Source organism: Streptomyces altiplanensis (genome assembly GCF_053591575.1).
In genome coordinates this window covers 116,584-132,021 of record NZ_JBSFUB010000003.1, presented here as the reverse complement: position 1 = coordinate 132,021, position 15,438 = coordinate 116,584, and the positions used below count along the sequence as shown (strand labels likewise).

Annotated in this window: 12 protein-coding genes; 10 read left to right on the top strand and 2 right to left on the bottom strand. The window is 72.6% G+C overall.

All coding sequences use genetic code 11. The annotated features are described in order from the left end of the window. The first annotated feature begins 62 nt into the window (after nt 1-62). From ACWD0Y_RS02255 to ACWD0Y_RS02225, 7 genes are all read left to right on the top strand, one after another. On the top strand, nt 63-1,700 hold the full coding sequence (locus tag ACWD0Y_RS02255) for an acyclic terpene utilization AtuA family protein (protein WP_450258641.1): 1,638 nt from the start codon (nt 63-65) through the stop codon (nt 1,698-1,700). Between the two features lie 121 nt (nt 1,701-1,821). Continuing rightward, a complete protein-coding gene (locus ACWD0Y_RS02250) occupies nt 1,822-3,429 on the top strand; it encodes an acyl-CoA carboxylase subunit beta (RefSeq protein WP_450258585.1) in 1,608 nt (535 codons plus the stop codon). A gap of 11 nt (nt 3,430-3,440) precedes the next feature. Continuing rightward, nucleotides 3,441-5,417: an acetyl/propionyl/methylcrotonyl-CoA carboxylase subunit alpha gene (locus ACWD0Y_RS02245; protein ID WP_450258584.1), complete on the top strand. Its 1,977-nt coding sequence runs from the start codon at nt 3,441-3,443 to the stop codon at nt 5,415-5,417. Further along, a complete protein-coding gene (locus tag ACWD0Y_RS02240) occupies nt 5,414-6,586 on the top strand; it encodes an acyl-CoA dehydrogenase family protein (RefSeq protein ID WP_450258583.1) in 1,173 nt (390 codons plus the stop codon). The genes ACWD0Y_RS02245 and ACWD0Y_RS02240 overlap by 4 nt, the downstream gene beginning before the upstream one ends. 45 nt (nt 6,587-6,631) lie before the next feature. Next, nucleotides 6,632-8,218: a 4-coumarate--CoA ligase family protein gene (locus tag ACWD0Y_RS02235; RefSeq protein WP_450258582.1), complete on the top strand. Its 1,587-nt coding sequence runs from the start codon at nt 6,632-6,634 to the stop codon at nt 8,216-8,218. After that, nucleotides 8,215-8,949: an enoyl-CoA hydratase family protein gene (locus tag ACWD0Y_RS02230; RefSeq protein ID WP_450258581.1), complete on the top strand. Its 735-nt coding sequence runs from the start codon at nt 8,215-8,217 to the stop codon at nt 8,947-8,949. The genes ACWD0Y_RS02235 and ACWD0Y_RS02230 overlap by 4 nt, the downstream gene beginning before the upstream one ends. Beyond that, on the top strand, nt 8,937-9,587 hold the full coding sequence (locus ACWD0Y_RS02225; protein ID WP_450258580.1) for a TetR/AcrR family transcriptional regulator: 651 nt from the start codon (nt 8,937-8,939) through the stop codon (nt 9,585-9,587). The genes ACWD0Y_RS02230 and ACWD0Y_RS02225 overlap by 13 nt, the downstream gene beginning before the upstream one ends. A 74-nt stretch (nt 9,588-9,661) precedes the next feature. Here ACWD0Y_RS02225 and ACWD0Y_RS02220 read toward each other — a convergent pair whose 3' ends face one another. Then, nucleotides 9,662-10,762, bottom strand: coding sequence for a citrate synthase 2 (locus ACWD0Y_RS02220; RefSeq protein WP_450258579.1), 1,101 nt, complete (start codon nt 10,760-10,762; stop codon nt 9,662-9,664). Nucleotides 10,763-11,091: 329 nt separating this feature from the next. On the opposite strand from ACWD0Y_RS02220, the gene pdxH reads away from it, so the two are divergent. Then, on the top strand, nt 11,092-11,715 hold the full coding sequence (gene pdxH / locus ACWD0Y_RS02215; RefSeq protein WP_450258640.1) for a pyridoxamine 5'-phosphate oxidase: 624 nt from the start codon (nt 11,092-11,094) through the stop codon (nt 11,713-11,715). Nucleotides 11,716-12,127: 412 nt separating this feature from the next. Further along, on the top strand, nt 12,128-13,489 hold the full coding sequence (locus ACWD0Y_RS02210) for a PAS domain-containing protein (protein WP_450258578.1): 1,362 nt from the start codon (nt 12,128-12,130) through the stop codon (nt 13,487-13,489). Between the two features lie 17 nt (nt 13,490-13,506). Here ACWD0Y_RS02210 and ACWD0Y_RS02205 read toward each other — a convergent pair whose 3' ends face one another. Beyond that, nucleotides 13,507-14,262 (bottom strand): SIS domain-containing protein, encoded by a 756-nt coding sequence (locus tag ACWD0Y_RS02205; protein ID WP_450258577.1) that lies wholly within the window; start codon nt 14,260-14,262, stop codon nt 13,507-13,509. 166 nt (nt 14,263-14,428) lie between these two features. Here ACWD0Y_RS02205 and ACWD0Y_RS02200 point away from each other — a divergent pair, with 166 nt between their 5' ends. Continuing rightward, entirely contained in the window at nt 14,429-15,121 is a 693-nt protein-coding gene (locus ACWD0Y_RS02200; RefSeq protein ID WP_450258576.1) for a metal-dependent transcriptional regulator, read from the top strand. The last annotated feature ends 317 nt before the right edge of the window (nt 15,122-15,438 follow it).

Sequence of the window (15,438 nt, the reverse complement as noted above, 5' to 3'; positions counted from 1 at the left end):
CGGAGCGGCGGCCGCTGCGGATCGGCAACGCCTCCGGTTTCTACGGCGACCGCTTCGACGCGATGAGGGAGATGCTCACCGGCGGCGCGCTCGACGTCCTCACCGGGGACTACCTCGCCGAACTGACCATGCTCGTCCTCGGACGCGACCGGCTGAAGGACCCCCGGCTCGGGTACGCCAAGACCTTCCTGCGGCAGCTGGAGGAGAACCTCGCCCTGGCGCACGAGCGCGGGGTGCGGATCGTGGCCAACGCGGGCGGGCTGAACCCGGGCGGCCTCGCCGACGCCGTACGGGAACTCGCCGGCCGGACCGGTGTGCCGGTGCGGGTCGCGCATGTGGAGGGCGACGGCCTGCCGCTGCCCGAAGGGGCCCTGACCGCCAACGCCTACCTGGGCGGCGGCGGGATCGCGGAGTGCCTGCGGGCCGGCGCGGACGTGGTGGTGACGGGACGCGTCACGGACGCGGCGCTCGTCACCGGGCCGGCCGCGTGGTGGTTCGGCTGGGGGCCCGAGGAGTACGACCGCCTCGCGGGGGCGGTGGTGGCCGGGCACGTGCTGGAGTGCGGGACGCAGGCGACCGGCGGCAACTACGCGTTCTTCGCGGACCGTTCCCCTGAACACCGCGCGAGGCGTCCCGGGTTCCCCCTCGCGGAGATCCGTTCCGACGGTTCCTCGGTCGTCACGAAGCACCGGGGAACGGGCGGTCACGTCGACACGGGAACGGTCACCGCGCAGCTGCTGTACGAGACGGGCGCGCCCCGGTACGCCGGTCCCGACGTCACGGCACGCCTCGACACCGTGCGCCTCGCCCAGGACGGGCCCGACCGGGTGCGGATCTCGGACGTACGCGGAGAGGCCCCGCCGCCCGTCCTCAAGGCGGGGCTGACCCGCGTCGGCGGGTGGCGCAACGAGGTCGTGTTCGTACTGACCGGCCTGGACGTCGAGGCGAAGGCCGGGCTCGTACGGGACCAGGTGGAGGACGCGCTGCCGGCGGCCGGGCGGCCGGCGGAGGTCCGCTGGGAACTGGTGCGTACGGACCGGCCGGACGCGGACACACAGGAGTGCGCGAGCGCGCTGCTGCGGCTGACCGTGCGGGACCCGGACCCGGCGAACGTCGGCCGCGCGGTCAGCGGGGCGGCGATCGAGCTCGCGCTCGGCAGCTACCCGGGGTTCCACGTGACGGCACCGCCCGGGAAGGGCGCTCCGTACGGGGTCTTCGAGGCGGTGTACATCGACGCCGGGGACGTCGACCACGTGGCGGTGCTGCCGGACGGAGCACGGGTGAGGGTGCCGCACCCCGTACGGACGAGGGCGGTCGAGGCGCTCGACGCGGCCGCTGCCCCGCCCGCGGCGTGGGCGGGGCCGGCGCCGACGCGCAGGGCGCCGCTCGGACTCGTCGCGGGCGCCCGCAGCGGGGACAAGGGCGGGGACGCGAACGTCGGCGTGTGGGCCCGCTCGGACGACGCGTGGCGGTGGCTGGCGCACACGCTGACGGTGGACCGCTTCCGGGAGCTGCTCCCGGAGACCGCGGACCTCCCCGTGACGCGGCACGTCCTGCCGAACCTGCGCGCGCTGAACTTCGTGGCCGGGGGCCTCCTGGGCGAGGGCGTCGCCTCCCGGGCCCGCTTCGACCCCCAGGCGAAGGCGCTGGGCGAATGGCTGCGCTCCCGCCACATCGACATACCGGAGGTACTCCTGTGACGGTACGACGTTCCCGAGGGGGCTTGTTCCGGCCCGTCCGGCGTACGAGGCCCGGGGCCCTGTGCGCAGCCCCCGCACCCCGCGCGACCCCCGGCGCCCCGGTGGCCCCGGCGGTGACCCCGTGACCGTCCTGCCCACCGCACTGGATCCCCGGTCCCCCGAGTACGCCGCCAACCGCGCCGCCATGCTCGCCAAGCTGGCCGGTCTCGACGCCGAGCACGCCAAGGCCCTCGCGGGCGGCGGCGAGAAGTACGTCGCCCGCCACCGCGCGCGCGGCAAGCTGCTCGCCCGCGAGCGGATCGAGCTGCTCCTCGACCCGGACACCCCGTTCCTCGAACTGTCCCCCCTCGCCGCCTGGGGCAGCGACTACGCCGTGGGCGCGTCCATGGTCACCGGGATCGGCGTCGTCGAAGGCGTCGAGTGCGTGGTCACCGCCACCGACCCCACCGTGCGCGGCGGTGCCTCCAACCCCTGGACCCTCAAGAAGGCCCTGCGGGCGAACGAGATCGCGTACGCGAACCGCCTCCCGTCCGTCAGCCTCGTCGAGTCCGGCGGCGCGGACCTCCCGTCCCAGAAGGAGATCTTCATCCCGGGCGGCGCGCTCTTCCGCGACCTCACCCGCCTGTCCGCCGCCGGGATCCCGACCATCGCGGTCGTCTTCGGCAACTCCACGGCCGGCGGGGCGTACATCCCCGGCATGTCCGACCACACCGTCATGATCAAGGACCGGTCGAAGGTCTTCCTCGGCGGCCCGCCGCTGGTGAAGATGGCCACCGGCGAGGAGTCGGACGACGAGTCCCTCGGCGGCGCCGACATGCACGCCCGTACCTCCGGGCTCGCCGACCACTTCGCCGTCGACGAACACGACGCCCTGCGCCAGGCCCGGCGGATCGTCGCGCGTCTCAACTGGCGCAAGGCGCACGCCGGTCCGGCCCCGGCCGAGCCGCCGAAGTACGACGAAGAGGAACTCGCCGGCATCGTCCCCGGCGACCTCAAGGTCCCCTTCGACCCGCGGGAAGTGATCGCCCGGATCGTCGACGCCTCGGACTTCGACGAGTTCAAGCCGCTGTACGGGCCCAGCCTCGTCACCGGCTGGGCGCGCCTGCACGGCCACCCCGTGGGCATCCTCGCCAACGCGCAGGGCGTCCTGTTCAGCGCCGAGTCGCAGAAGGCCGCCCAGTTCATCCAGTTGGCCAACCAGCGCGACACGCCCCTGGTGTTCCTGCACAACACCACCGGCTACATGGTCGGCAAGGAGTACGAACAGGGCGGCATCATCAAGCACGGCGCGATGATGATCAACGCGGTCTCCAACTCCAAGGTCCCGCACCTGTCGGTCCTCATGGGCGCCTCCTACGGCGCCGGCCACTACGGCATGTGCGGACGCGCCTACGATCCCCGCTTCCTCTTCGCCTGGCCGAGTTCCAAGTCCGCGGTCATGGGCCCGCAGCAGCTCGCGGGGGTGCTCTCGATCGTGGCGCGCGCGTCGGCCGCCGCGAAGGGACAGCCGTACGACGACAAGGCTGCCGAGGCCGACGCGGGTCTGCGCGCCATGGTGGAGCAGCAGATCGAGTCGGAGTCCCTGCCGATGTTCCTCTCGGGACGGCTGTACGACGACGGGGTCATCGACCCCCGCGACACCAGGACCGTGCTGGGGCTGTGCCTGTCCGCGATCCACACGGCACCGGTCGAGGGCGCGCGCGGCGGCTTCGGCGTCTTCCGGATGTGAGGGGCTTGCCGATGATTTCTTCCGTCCTCGTCGCCAACCGGGGCGAGATCGCGTGCCGGATCTTCCGCACGTGCGCGCACCTGGGCGTCACCACGGTCGCCGTGTACTCCGACGCGGACACGGGAGCGCTTCACGCGCGTTCCGCGGACGCCGCGGTACGCCTCCCGGGAACGGCGCCTTCCGACACGTACCTGCGCGGCGATCTCGTCGTGAAGGCGGCCCTGGCCGCCGGAGCGGACGCGGTGCACCCCGGGTACGGCTTCCTCTCCGAGAACGCCGGGTTCGCCCGCGCCGTACTCGACGCCGGCCTGGTGTGGATCGGGCCGCCCCCCGGGGCGATCGACGCCATGGCCTCCAAGACACGCGCCAAGGAACTCATGACCGCCGCCGGCGTCCCCCTCCTGGCCCCCGTCGCCCCCGACCGGGCCACCGAGGCGGACCTCCCGCTGATCCTCAAGGCGGCGGCGGGCGGCGGCGGCAGAGGCATGCGCGTCGTACGCGACCTGGCGGCGCTCCCGGGAGAGCTCGCAGCGGCCACCGCGGAAGCCCGCTCGGCCTTCGGCGACGGTGAGGTCTTCGCCGAGCCGTACGTCGAACGCGGCCGCCACGTCGAGGTCCAGGTGATGGCCGACGCGCACGGCACGGTGTGGGCGCTCGGCACCCGCGACTGCTCCCTCCAGCGCCGCCACCAGAAGGTCGTGGAGGAGGCTCCCGCGCCCGGCCTGGACGACGCCCTGCGCACCACCCTGTACGACGCCGCCGTGGCGGCGGCGCGGGCGGTGGACTACCGGGGCGCGGGAACCGCCGAGTTCCTGGTCTCCGCCGAGGGCCGCCCGTACTTCCTGGAGATGAACACCCGCCTCCAGGTCGAGCACCCGGTGACGGAAGCGGTGTTCGGCATCGACCTGGTGGCGCTCCAGCTGCGCGTCGCCGAGGGCGAGGCCCTGCCGCCCGGACCACCGCTCCCCTCGGGGCACGCCGTGGAGGCCCGCCTCTACGCGGAGGACCCCTCCCGGGACTGGCAGCCGCAGACGGGCCCCCTGCACGCCCTCGACGTCCCCCCGGCGCCCGGACTGCGGCTCGACAGCGGGTACGCGGCCGGGGACCTCGTCGGGGCGCACTACGACCCGATGCTGGCCAAGGTGATCGCCCACGCGCCCACCCGCGCCGAAGCGGTGCGCAAGCTCGCCCACGCCCTGGAGCGGGCCCGCGTCCACGGCCCGGTGACCAACAGGGAACTGCTCGTACGCTCACTGCGCCACCCGGACTTCGCGGCCGGGCGGCTCGACACCGGGTTCTACGACCGGCACCTGGGCGAGCTGATGAAGGCGTCCCCGGACCCCTCGCAAGGGGCGCTCGCCGCCCTCGCCGCCGCCCTCGCCGACGCCGCCGCCCGGAAGACGGCGGGAACAACGGCCGCCCGCCTCGGCGGCTGGCGCAACGTGCCCTCCCGGCCCCAGGTGAAGACCTACCGGACCGAGCCCGGCGGAGAGGACCACGAGGTCCGCTACCGCGCCACCCGCGACGGTTTCACCGCGGAAGACTTCCCGGGCGTCCGCGTGCACGACGTACGCGCCGATCACGTGAGCCTCGAAACCGACGGCGTACTGCGGCACTTCCGCATCGCCGCGCACACCGGCGGCCGGGTGTACGTCGACACGTCCACCGGCGGCTCCCACACCCTCACCGCCCTGCCCCGCTTCCCCGGCCCCGCCACCCGCACCGCACCGGGCTCCCTGCTCGCGCCCATGCCCGGCACCGTCGTCCGCGTCGCCGGAGGACTCACGGAGGGCGCACGCGTCACCGCCGGACAGCCCCTGCTCTGGCTGGAGGCCATGAAGATGGAGCACCGCGTCTGCGCTCCCGCCTCCGGCACGCTCGCCGCGCTCCACGCCGCCCCCGGCCACCAGGTCGAGGTGGGCGCCCTGCTCGCCGTCGTACAGGCCGAAGAGGCCGTCGAAGAGCCCCAGGAGGAACAGCAGCCATGAGCCCCAGCCCCGCCGCCGCGGAGACCGAGGAACACAAGGCGCTCCGGGCGGCCGTCGCCGCTCTCGGAAAGCGCTACGGACGCGACTACGCCACCACCGTCGTGCGCGAGGGAGCGCACCCCGACGCACTCTGGGCAGAGGCCGCCAAGCTCGGCTACCTCGGGGTGAACCTCCCCGAGGAGTACGGCGGAGGGGGCGGCGGCACGGCGGAACTGGCCATCGTCCTGGAGGAACTGGGCGCCGCCGGCTGCCCGCTCCTCATGATGATCGTCTCGCCCGCCATCTGCGGCACCGTCATCGCCCGCTTCGGCACGGACCGGCAGAAGGCCGCCTGGCTGCCCGGCCTCGCCGACGGCAGCCTCACCATGGCCTTCGGCATCACCGAACCCGACGCCGGGTCGAACTCCCACCGGATCACCACCACGGCCCGCCGCGACGGTGAGGGGAACTGGCTGCTCACCGGACGCAAGGTCTTCGTCTCCGGCGTCGACATCGCCGACGCGACCCTGATCGTCGGCCGGACGGAGGACGCGAGGACGGGCCGCCTCAAACCGTGCCTGTTCATCGTCCCCCGCGACACCCCCGGCTTCCGGCGCTCGCAGATCGACATGGAACTCCAGGCACCGGAGAAGCAGTTCGAGCTGGTCCTCGACGACGTGCGCCTGCCCGCCGAAGCCCTCGTCGGCGACGAGGACGCCGGCCTCCTCCAGCTCTTCGCCGGACTCAACCCCGAACGCGTCATGACCGCCGCCTTCGCCCTCGGCATGGGCCGCTACGCGCTGGGCAGGGCCGTCGAGTACGCCAGGGAACGCACCGTCTGGAAGGCCCCCATCGGCTCCCACCAGGCCATCGCCCACCCCCTCGCCCAGGCCCACATCGAACTCGAACTGGCCCGCCTGATGACGCAGAAGGCCGCCCGCCTCTACGACGAGGGCGACGACCTCGGCGCGGGCGAGGCCGCCAACATGGCGAAGTACGCCGCCGCGGAAGCCTGCGTGAAAGCCGTCGACCAGGCCGTCCACACCCTGGGCGGCAACGGACTCACCCGCGAGTACGGCCTCGCCTCGCTCATCACCGCCGCCCGGGTGGCCCGTATCGCGCCCGTCAGCCGCGAAATGATCCTCAACTTCGTCTCCCACCAGTCCCTGGGTCTCCCCAAGTCGTACTAGGACGCGCGATTCTGGCCACCACCCCTACCGCGGGAGGAAACCGTCATGGCGTTCCAGAGCGCGTACGCGTCCGTAGAGCCCGTCGAACTGCCCATCCACGAAGCGGTGCTCGGAAAGGCCGCCGAGTACGGCGGAACACCCGCCCTGATCGACGGGACGAACGGTGACACGATCACGTACAGCCAGCTGGACGCCTTCCACCGGCGCGTCGCCGCCGCGCTCACCGAGGCGGGCCTGCGGCAGGGCGACGTACTCGCCCTGCACAGCCCCAACACCATCGCCTACCCGGTGGTCTTCTACGCCGCCACGCGCGCCGGGGCCTCCGTCACGACCGTCCACCCGCTGTCCACGGCGGAGGAGTTCGCCAAGCAGCTCACCGACTCCTCCGCCCGCTGGATCGTCACCGTCTCACCGCTCCTCGGCGTGGCCCGGAGGGCCGCCGAACTCGTCGGCGGAATCGAGGAGATCTTCGTCTGCGACCACGCGGAGGGACACCGGTCGGTGCTCGACATGCTCGCCTCGACCGCACCCGAACCACGGCTCACCATCGACCCGTCCGAAGACGTCGCTGCACTCCCGTACTCGTCGGGCACCACGGGCGTCCCCAAGGGCGTGATGCTGACGCACCGCAGCATCGCCACCAACCTGGCGCAACTGGACCCCTTCATCCCCATGGGCCCCGGCGACCGCATCCTCGCCGTTCTCCCGTTCTTCCACATCTACGGCCTCACGGCCCTCATGAACGCACCCCTGCGCAACGGTGCGACGGTCGTCGTACTTCCGCGTTTCGACCTCGCCCAGTTCCTCGCGGCGATCGACCGGCACCGCATCAACGGCCTGTACGTCGCCCCGCCGATCGTCCTGGCCCTCGCCAAGCACCCCTCCGTCACCACGTACGACCTGTCCAGCCTGGAGTACATCGTCAGCGCCGCCGCCCCGCTCGACGCCGCTCTCGCCCGGGCCTGCTCGCACCGCCTCGGCCTGCCGCCCGTCCTCCAGGCGTACGGCATGACGGAACTGTCCCCCGGCACCCACGTCGTTCCCCGGAACGCACCGAACCCGCCCCCGGGAACGGTCGGAAAGCTGCTCCCGGGAACGGAGATGCGCATCCTCTCCCTCGACGACCCCGGCAAGGACGTGGGCGTCGGAGAGGAGGGCGAGATCGCGATCCGGGGCCCCCAGGTGATGAAGGGCTACCTCGGCCGCCCCGACGCCACCGCCGCCATGATCGACGCCGACGGATGGGTGCACACCGGCGACGTCGGAAGGACCGACGCGGACGGCTGGCTCTTCGTCGTCGACCGCGTGAAGGAACTCATCAAGTACAAGGGCTTCCAGGTCGCACCGGCCGAACTCGAAGCGCTCCTCCTCACCCACGAGGACATCGCGGACGCGGCGGTCATCGGCGTGTACGACGCGGACGGCAACGAGGTGCCCATGGCGTACGTCGTCCCGCAGCCGTCCGCCCGCCTCACCGAGGACGACGTGACGGCGTACGTCGCCGAACGCGTCGCCCCGTACAAGAAGGTCCGCCGCGTCGCGTTCCTCACCAGCGTCCCCAGGGCCGCCTCCGGAAAGATCCTCAGGCGCGAACTGCGCGCCCTGCGCGCACGTGAAGGGGACCGCGCATGACCCTGGTACCCACCGCGCACGAACGCGGGATCACCACCCTGACCCTCGACTCGCCGGCGAACCGCAACGCGCTGTCCGCACGGCTCGTCGGCGAACTCGGCGACGCCCTGTCCGCCTGCGCGAAGGACCCCGCCGTACGGGCCGTGCAGCTCACCCACACAGGGAGCACGTTCTGCGCGGGCGCCGACCTCAAGTCCCCGCCCGACCCGGCGGCCTTCGTCGCCCTCCTGCGGAGCATCACCGAACTGCCCAAGCCGGTGGTGGCACGCGTGGAGGGACACGTACGGGCCGGCGGCCTCGGACTGCTCGGCGCGTGCGACATCTCCGCGGCGGGGCCCGGCGCGAGCTTCGCGTTCACCGAGTCCCGGCTCGGACTGGCCCCCGCCGTCATCTCGATGCCGCTGCTGCCGCGCCTGGACCCGCGCGCCGCCGCCCGCTACTACCTGACCGGGGAACGGTTCGACGCGGCGGAGGCGGCCCGTACGGGACTGGTCACCCTCACGTCCGACGACGTGGACGAGGCGCTCGCACCCGTGCTCGACGGACTGCGCAGGGCCTCCCCCCAGGGGCTGGCCGAGTCCAAGCGCCTGGTCACGGCTACAGTGCTGGCAGCTTTCGACCGGGACGCGGACACGCTCGTCGAGCACTCCGCGCGCCTGTTCGCCTCACGGGAGGCGGCCGAGGGCGTGACGGCATTCCTCGAACGACGGGACCCCGCATGGGTGCTGTGACCCCAACCCCCACCTCCACCCCGGCCCCGCCCCTGTCCCCGGCCACGGGCAAGGCCCCCAAGCAGGACCGCTCCAGGGCCACCAGACAGCGCCTCCTGGAGGCCGCCGTGTCCTGCCTGGCCGAACGCGGCTGGGCGGGCTCCACCGTGACCCTCGTCGCGGAACGGGCCGGCGTCTCGCGAGGCGCCGCCCAGCACCACTTCCCGACCCGCGAGGACCTCTTCACCGCAGCCGTCGAGTACGTCGCCGAGGAGCGCTCCACGGCGCTGCGCGCGCTGTTCCCGCAAGGCGCCGCCAACCGCGCGGCCGTCGTCGGCGCCCTCGTCGACCTCTACACGGGGCCGCTCTTCCGGGCCGCCCTCCACCTGTGGGTGGCCGCGTCCAACGAGGACCAGCTCGGCCCCCGCGTCACCGAACTCGAAGGCCGCGTCGGCCGCGAGACACACCGCATCGCGGTGGAACTCCTCGGCGCCGACGAAACGGTTCCCGGCGTACGCGAGACCGTCCAGGGCCTCCTCGACATGGCCCGCGGCCTGGGCCTCGCCAACCTCCTCACCGACGACGCGACGCGACGCCGGCGCGTGGTGACGCAGTGGGCCGTCCTGCTCGACGGCGCACTCGACGGCGCGCCGGACTGACACCTGCGCGCACGTGAAACGCCGGAGGGGCCGGGGAGCGGGCAGCCCCGGCCCCTGAGCGGCCGTACAACCGCTCAGCGCGCGATGTCGTCGAAACCCGTGACCTCCTGCGGGCTGCGCGACGCGGGACCGACGTACCGCGCGGAAGGCCGCACCAGGCGGCCCGTGCGCTTCTGCTCCAGGATGTGCGCGCTCCAGCCGGCCGTACGCGCACACGTGAACATCGACGTGAACATGTGCGCCGGGACCTCCGCGAAGTCCAGCACGATCGCCGCCCAGAACTCCACGTTCGTCGCGAGCACCCGGTCGGGACGCCGTGCGTGCAGCTCCTCCAGAGCCGCCTTCTCCAGCGCCTCGGCGACCTCGAAGCGCGGCGCGGCCAGCTCCTTCGCCGTACGCCGCAGAACGCGCGCCCGCGGGTCCTCGGCACGGTACACACGGTGGCCGAAGCCCATCAGACGCTCGCCCTTGTCGAGGGCCTGCCGCACGTACGCGGCCGCGTCCCCGGTGCGCTCGATCTCCTCGATCATGCCCAGGACGCGCGAGGGCGCGCCACCGTGGAGCGGCCCGGACATGGCACCGACCGCGCCCGAGAGGGCCGCGGCCACGTCCGCGCCGGTCGACGCGATCACCCGCGCCGTGAACGTGGAGGCGTTCATGCCGTGCTCGGCGGCCGACGTCCAGTAGGCGTCGACGGCCTTGACGTGCTTGGGGTCGGGCTCGCCGCGCCAGCGCTTCATGAAGCGCTCGACGACGGTCTCCGCCTTGTCGATCTCCCGCTGCGGCACCATCGGCAGGCCCTGCCCGCGCGCCGACTGGGCGACGTACGACAGCGCCATCACGGCGGCGCGCGCCAGGTCGTCGCGCGCGGTCTGCTCGTCGATGTCGAGCAGCGGTTTCAGGCCCCACACGGGCGCGAGCATCGCCAGCGCGGACTGCACGTCCACGCGGATGTCACCGGAGTGGACCGGGATCGGAAACGGCTCGGCGGGCGGCAGCCCGGGATTGAACGCGCCGTCGACCAGCAGGCCCCACACGTTCCCGAAGGACACGTGCCCGACCAGGTCTTCGATGTCGACCCCCCGGTAACGGAGCGCACCGCCCTCCTTGTCCGGTTCTGCGATCTCCGTTTCGAACGCGACGACCCCTTCGAGACCGGGTACGAAGTCGGACATCAGGCGGCTCCTCATGATGTGTTCGACAAGCATCGACAAGCGGCTCACGACCAGGGGTCAGGTTTCAGGCGCCCTCGGCCACCCCGGCGATTCCCCGCGCGGCAGGTGGTCACCCAACCGCTTCGGAAGCAGGCACGATATCCCCTGCTGTATGGAGGTCACAGTGCCCGGCGCCCACATTTTGGCGGGTTCCGCCGATGCGGGGAAGCGTGATTACCGGCACACTTCCCCATTTCCCGCGCAGAGGGTTGGTGGCACCGGGTGCCGGGCAGACTGGACCACTGCGGCAGGATGGCACCGTGCCGAACCGAGATTTCGATCCCGCCGCCATGCGCGAGCACTACCGCAGCGAAGCCTTCACGGAGGCGGAACTCGCAGCCGAGCCGATGGGCCAGTTCGACCACTGGTTCCGGCAGGTCGCCGCCGGCGGCCTCCACGAACCGAACGCCATGATCCTCTCCACGGCCACCCCCGACGGCCGGCCCTCGTCCCGCACGGTCCTGCTCAAGAAGTACGACCCGCGGGGCTTCGTCTTCTTCACGAACTACGCCTCCCGCAAGGGACGCGAGATCGCGTCCAACCCGTACGTCTCCCTGCTCTTCCCGTGGCACCAGGTCGCACGCCAGGTGATAGTCACCGGTACGGCCGCGCGGATCGGCCGCGACGAGACGGCGGCGTACTTCAGAACACGCCCGCACGGCTCGCAGCTGGGGGCCTGGGCGAGCGCGCAGTCGTCGGTGATCACGTCACGCGAGGAGCTGCTCGCGCGCTACGGCGAACTGGCGGCGCGCTACCCCGAGACGGAGCGCGTACCGGTGCCTCCGGAGTGGGGCGGGTACCGGATCGTTCCCGAGACGATGGAGTTCTGGCAGGGCCACGCGAACCGCCTGCACGACCGCCTGCGGTACGTCGCCGAGGACGGCGCATGGCGCGTGGAGCGCCTCTGCCCGTAGGGGCCCCGCAAGCCCCCGGGCCCGTATGCCGCCCGTACGCCCGAGAGGGCCCGTGGAACGCAGAAACCCGCGGGCTCTGGTTCCTCCGGAGAGGAGCCGGCCGGACTTACCGGCGAGCCCGCGGGTCGGTGACTGCTTGGGATTTCGGCCGACACCCTGCCGGCCTGCACTAAGTGCGACGACGGGCCGTCAGCCCGCAGTCACCTCACGAGTCCGAAATGACATCACTTCCGAACCACCTCCCTTCACGTGTACTGCAAGCCTAAGAACCTGTCCCGCTCCCCACAACCGAATTACCGGGAGCATCTTTTTCCCTGAACCAGGTGTGTGCTGCGTCACGTTCCAGTTGAATGATCCCGGGTTCAGCAGTGCAAGCAGTGCAGAGAAGGCGAACACCTGCAGGGGGTGCCGGGTGAGTGCTTCCCGGATGGGCGAGACCGCCGATGCGTTCGGTCCCGACGGGCCGGGGCCGGGTTCCGGCGGTCTCCTCGCCGCGCTTCTCGACGGCATGGACGCCGCGCTCTGCGCCTTCGACGCGGACGGGGTGATCACCCACTGGAACCGTGAGGCCGAGCGGATCCTCGGGTGGACGGCCGACGAGGCGGTCGGGCGGGCCGGATTCGCGGGGTGGGCGGCGCGGCCGGCGGACGCGGACGAGGTGCAGGGACGGCTGATGTCGGCGATGCACGCTCCGGGCCGGCAGGTGCACGAATTCGCGCTCCTTCGCAAGGACGGCGGGCGCGTCCTCGTGCGGACGCAGGCGGCGGGCGTGCAGGGCGCGGAGGGCAAGCCCGCCGGGGTGTACTGCGCGTTCAGCGAGGTGCACGCGCAGATCGACCTGGAGCGGGCGATCGCGCTGAGCGAGGCGCTCTTCGAGGACGCGTCCTGGGGCGTCGTCCTGGTGGACGTGGACCTGCGCCCGACCGTCGTCAACGCGCACGCGGCGCGCGCGCTGGGCGTGGGGCGTACGGCGCTGCTGGGCCGCCCCCTGGGGGAGCTCGTCGTGCAGGGCGTGGAGGAGCTGGAGGGCGCTCTGCAGCACGTACTGGCGGAAGGGACGCCCCCGGCCCCCGCGGAGCTGTGGGTGACGCTGCGGGCGGCGGAGCCGGGCGGGAAGCGCGGACGGCGTCGGTGCTGGCGCAGCGGCTTCCTGAGACTGGCCTCGCCGCTCGCCGAGGAGCCGGTTCCGCTGGGGGTCGGCTGGCTGTTCCAGGACATCACCGAAGCGAAGACGGCGGAACAGGAGGCCGCGCAGCAGCGGTTCCGCGGCAACCAGCTGCACCGCGCGGGGCGCGCGGCCGCCGAGTGCGAGGACCCGATGGAGGCCGCGCTGTCGTACCTCGACTTCGCCCTCGCCGGTTTCGCCGACCACGCGCTGGTCGACCTGACCGCGGGGGACCACCCGGCCCGCCTGGTCCGGGCGGCGGCCACGCCGTCGGGCGCCCCGGGCCCGTGCCTGCCGGCGGCCGGCGGAGCCGGGATCCCGGTCCCGTACCCGTCCGGTCATCCGGCGCTCCAGTGCCTCGACCGGCTCGGCTCGGTACGGGCGAGCGGGGGCCCGCGGGACTGGGCGGCGCAGCGCCAGTGGCCGGAGGACACCGTGCACGCCCTGTGCGTGGTGCTGCGCAGCCGCGGCAGGACGCTGGGTGTGGCCACGTTCCTGCGCGGTCCGAGCCGCAGCGCCTTCGAGCGCCCGGACGCGGCGTACGCGGAGAACATCGCCGTGCGCGTGGCGGCGGCGATCGACCTCCACCAGTGCCTGCGCGGGTCCTAGCCGCCGGCCGGGCTCGCTCAGCGGCGGAAGAAGATCCGGTCGCGGTACTCCGTCATCACGCGGCCGTTCCATTCGTGGCCGCCGTCGACGTTGCCCGAGCGCAGCAGGGGCGGTTCGATGCCGCGCTCCGCCAGGTCGCCCGCCGCCGTGGCCAGGACGGCCTGCATCAGGGCGCTCGTCACCACCGTCGAGGCGGGAGCGAAGGGTGCCTCGATTCCCTCCGCGGTGAGTTCGGCGTCACCGACCGCGATCTTGCTGTCGAGGACGATGTCGCAGTGGTCCTTGAGGTACGTGCCGGAGACGTGCCGGGACTTCGTCTCGCGCGCGTACGCCAGCGAGGTCACGCCGATGACCTTCAGGCCGAGCGCCTGCGCGTTCATCGCCATCTCCACCGGCAGGGCGTTGCGGCCCGACAGCGAGATGACCACCAGTACGTCGCCCGGTTCGGCGGGGCTGCTGTCCAGCACGGCTCCCGCGAGCCCGTCGACGCGTTCCAGGGCGGAGCCGAGGGTGGCGGGCGTGACGTCCACGCCGACGGTCCCGGGAACGGCGAGAAGGTTCATCAGGGCGAGGCCGCCGGCCCGGTAGACGACGTCCTGGGCGGCGAGCGAGGAGTGGCCCGCGCCGAAGGCGAAGAGCCGGCCTCCCGCGGCCACGGTGCCGGCGATGGCGGCGCCGGCGGCCGCGATGTTCCCGGCCTCCTCGTCGCGGACCCGGTGCAGCAGCCCGATCGCGGCGTCGAAGAACTGACCGGCCAGCTTGCTTTCGCTCATCGCGGAGGAGCCCCTTCCAGCGGTACGTCGTACGACGGTGGCGCGGATCACGTTGCGGTCTGGACCAGTGCCGTGTCAATACGGCTTCCCACCGGCGCGACACGGTTGCCGGTGCTATGCGTCAGAATTGGGTCAGGGCCAGCGCACGAGTAATCGAGGGGCACGTATGTCCGGACTGATCGACACGACGGAGATGTATCTCCGCACCATCCTCGAGCTCGAGGAAGAAGGCGTGGTCCCCATGCGCGCCCGTATCGCCGAGCGGCTCGACCAGAGCGGACCGACGGTGAGTCAGACCGTGGCGCGCATGGAGCGCGACGGTCTGGTGACGGTGGCGGGCGACCGCCATCTGGAGCTGACCGGCGAGGGCCGGATGCTCGCCACCCGCGTGATGCGCAAGCACCGGCTCGCCGAGTGCCTGCTCGTCGACGTGATCGGCCTGGAGTGGGAGCAGGTCCACGCGGAGGCCTGCCGCTGGGAGCACGTGATGAGCGAGGCGGTGGAGCGGCGCGTCCTGGAGCTGCTGCGCCACCCGACGGAGTCTCCGTACGGGAACCCGATCCCGGGTCTGGAGGAACTGGGCGAGAAGGCCGAGGCCGATCCGTTCCTGGACGAGAACATGGTCAGCCTGAACGACCTGGAGCCGGGTCCGGAGGGCAAGACCGTGGTCGTACGCCGGATCGGGGAGCCGATTCAGACGGACGCCCAGCTGATGTACACGCTGCGTCGTGCGGGTGTGCAGCCCGGATCGGTCGTGAGCGTGACGGAGTCGCCCGGCGGGGTACTCGTCGGCAGCAGTGGTGAGGCCGCGGAGCTCGGCGCCGAGGTGGCCTCGCACGTTTTTGTCGCCAAGCGCTGACACCGGTGTCCCGGCGGCAACGTTCCGCGGTCCGGCGGTGGTTGGGGCCGGTCCGGCGATCCTCCGGAATCCCAGCGACCGGGCGGATCGCGTGCCAGGCTGTGACGGAGGCACATGACGTGAGGGCCGTCGGCCGGTCTGCCGGCCGGTCCGGCAGGGCCAGGTCGGTCCGGTCGGTCCGGTCCGGCAGGGCCAGGTCGGTCCGGTCCGGTCGGTCCGGTCGGTCCGGTTCAGTCGTCCGGTTCGGTGGGGGAGGGGGCAGGGGATGCGCCCGTCGCGCCGGCACCCGCTGGGTGCCGCTCGTGTTCACGCTGTCG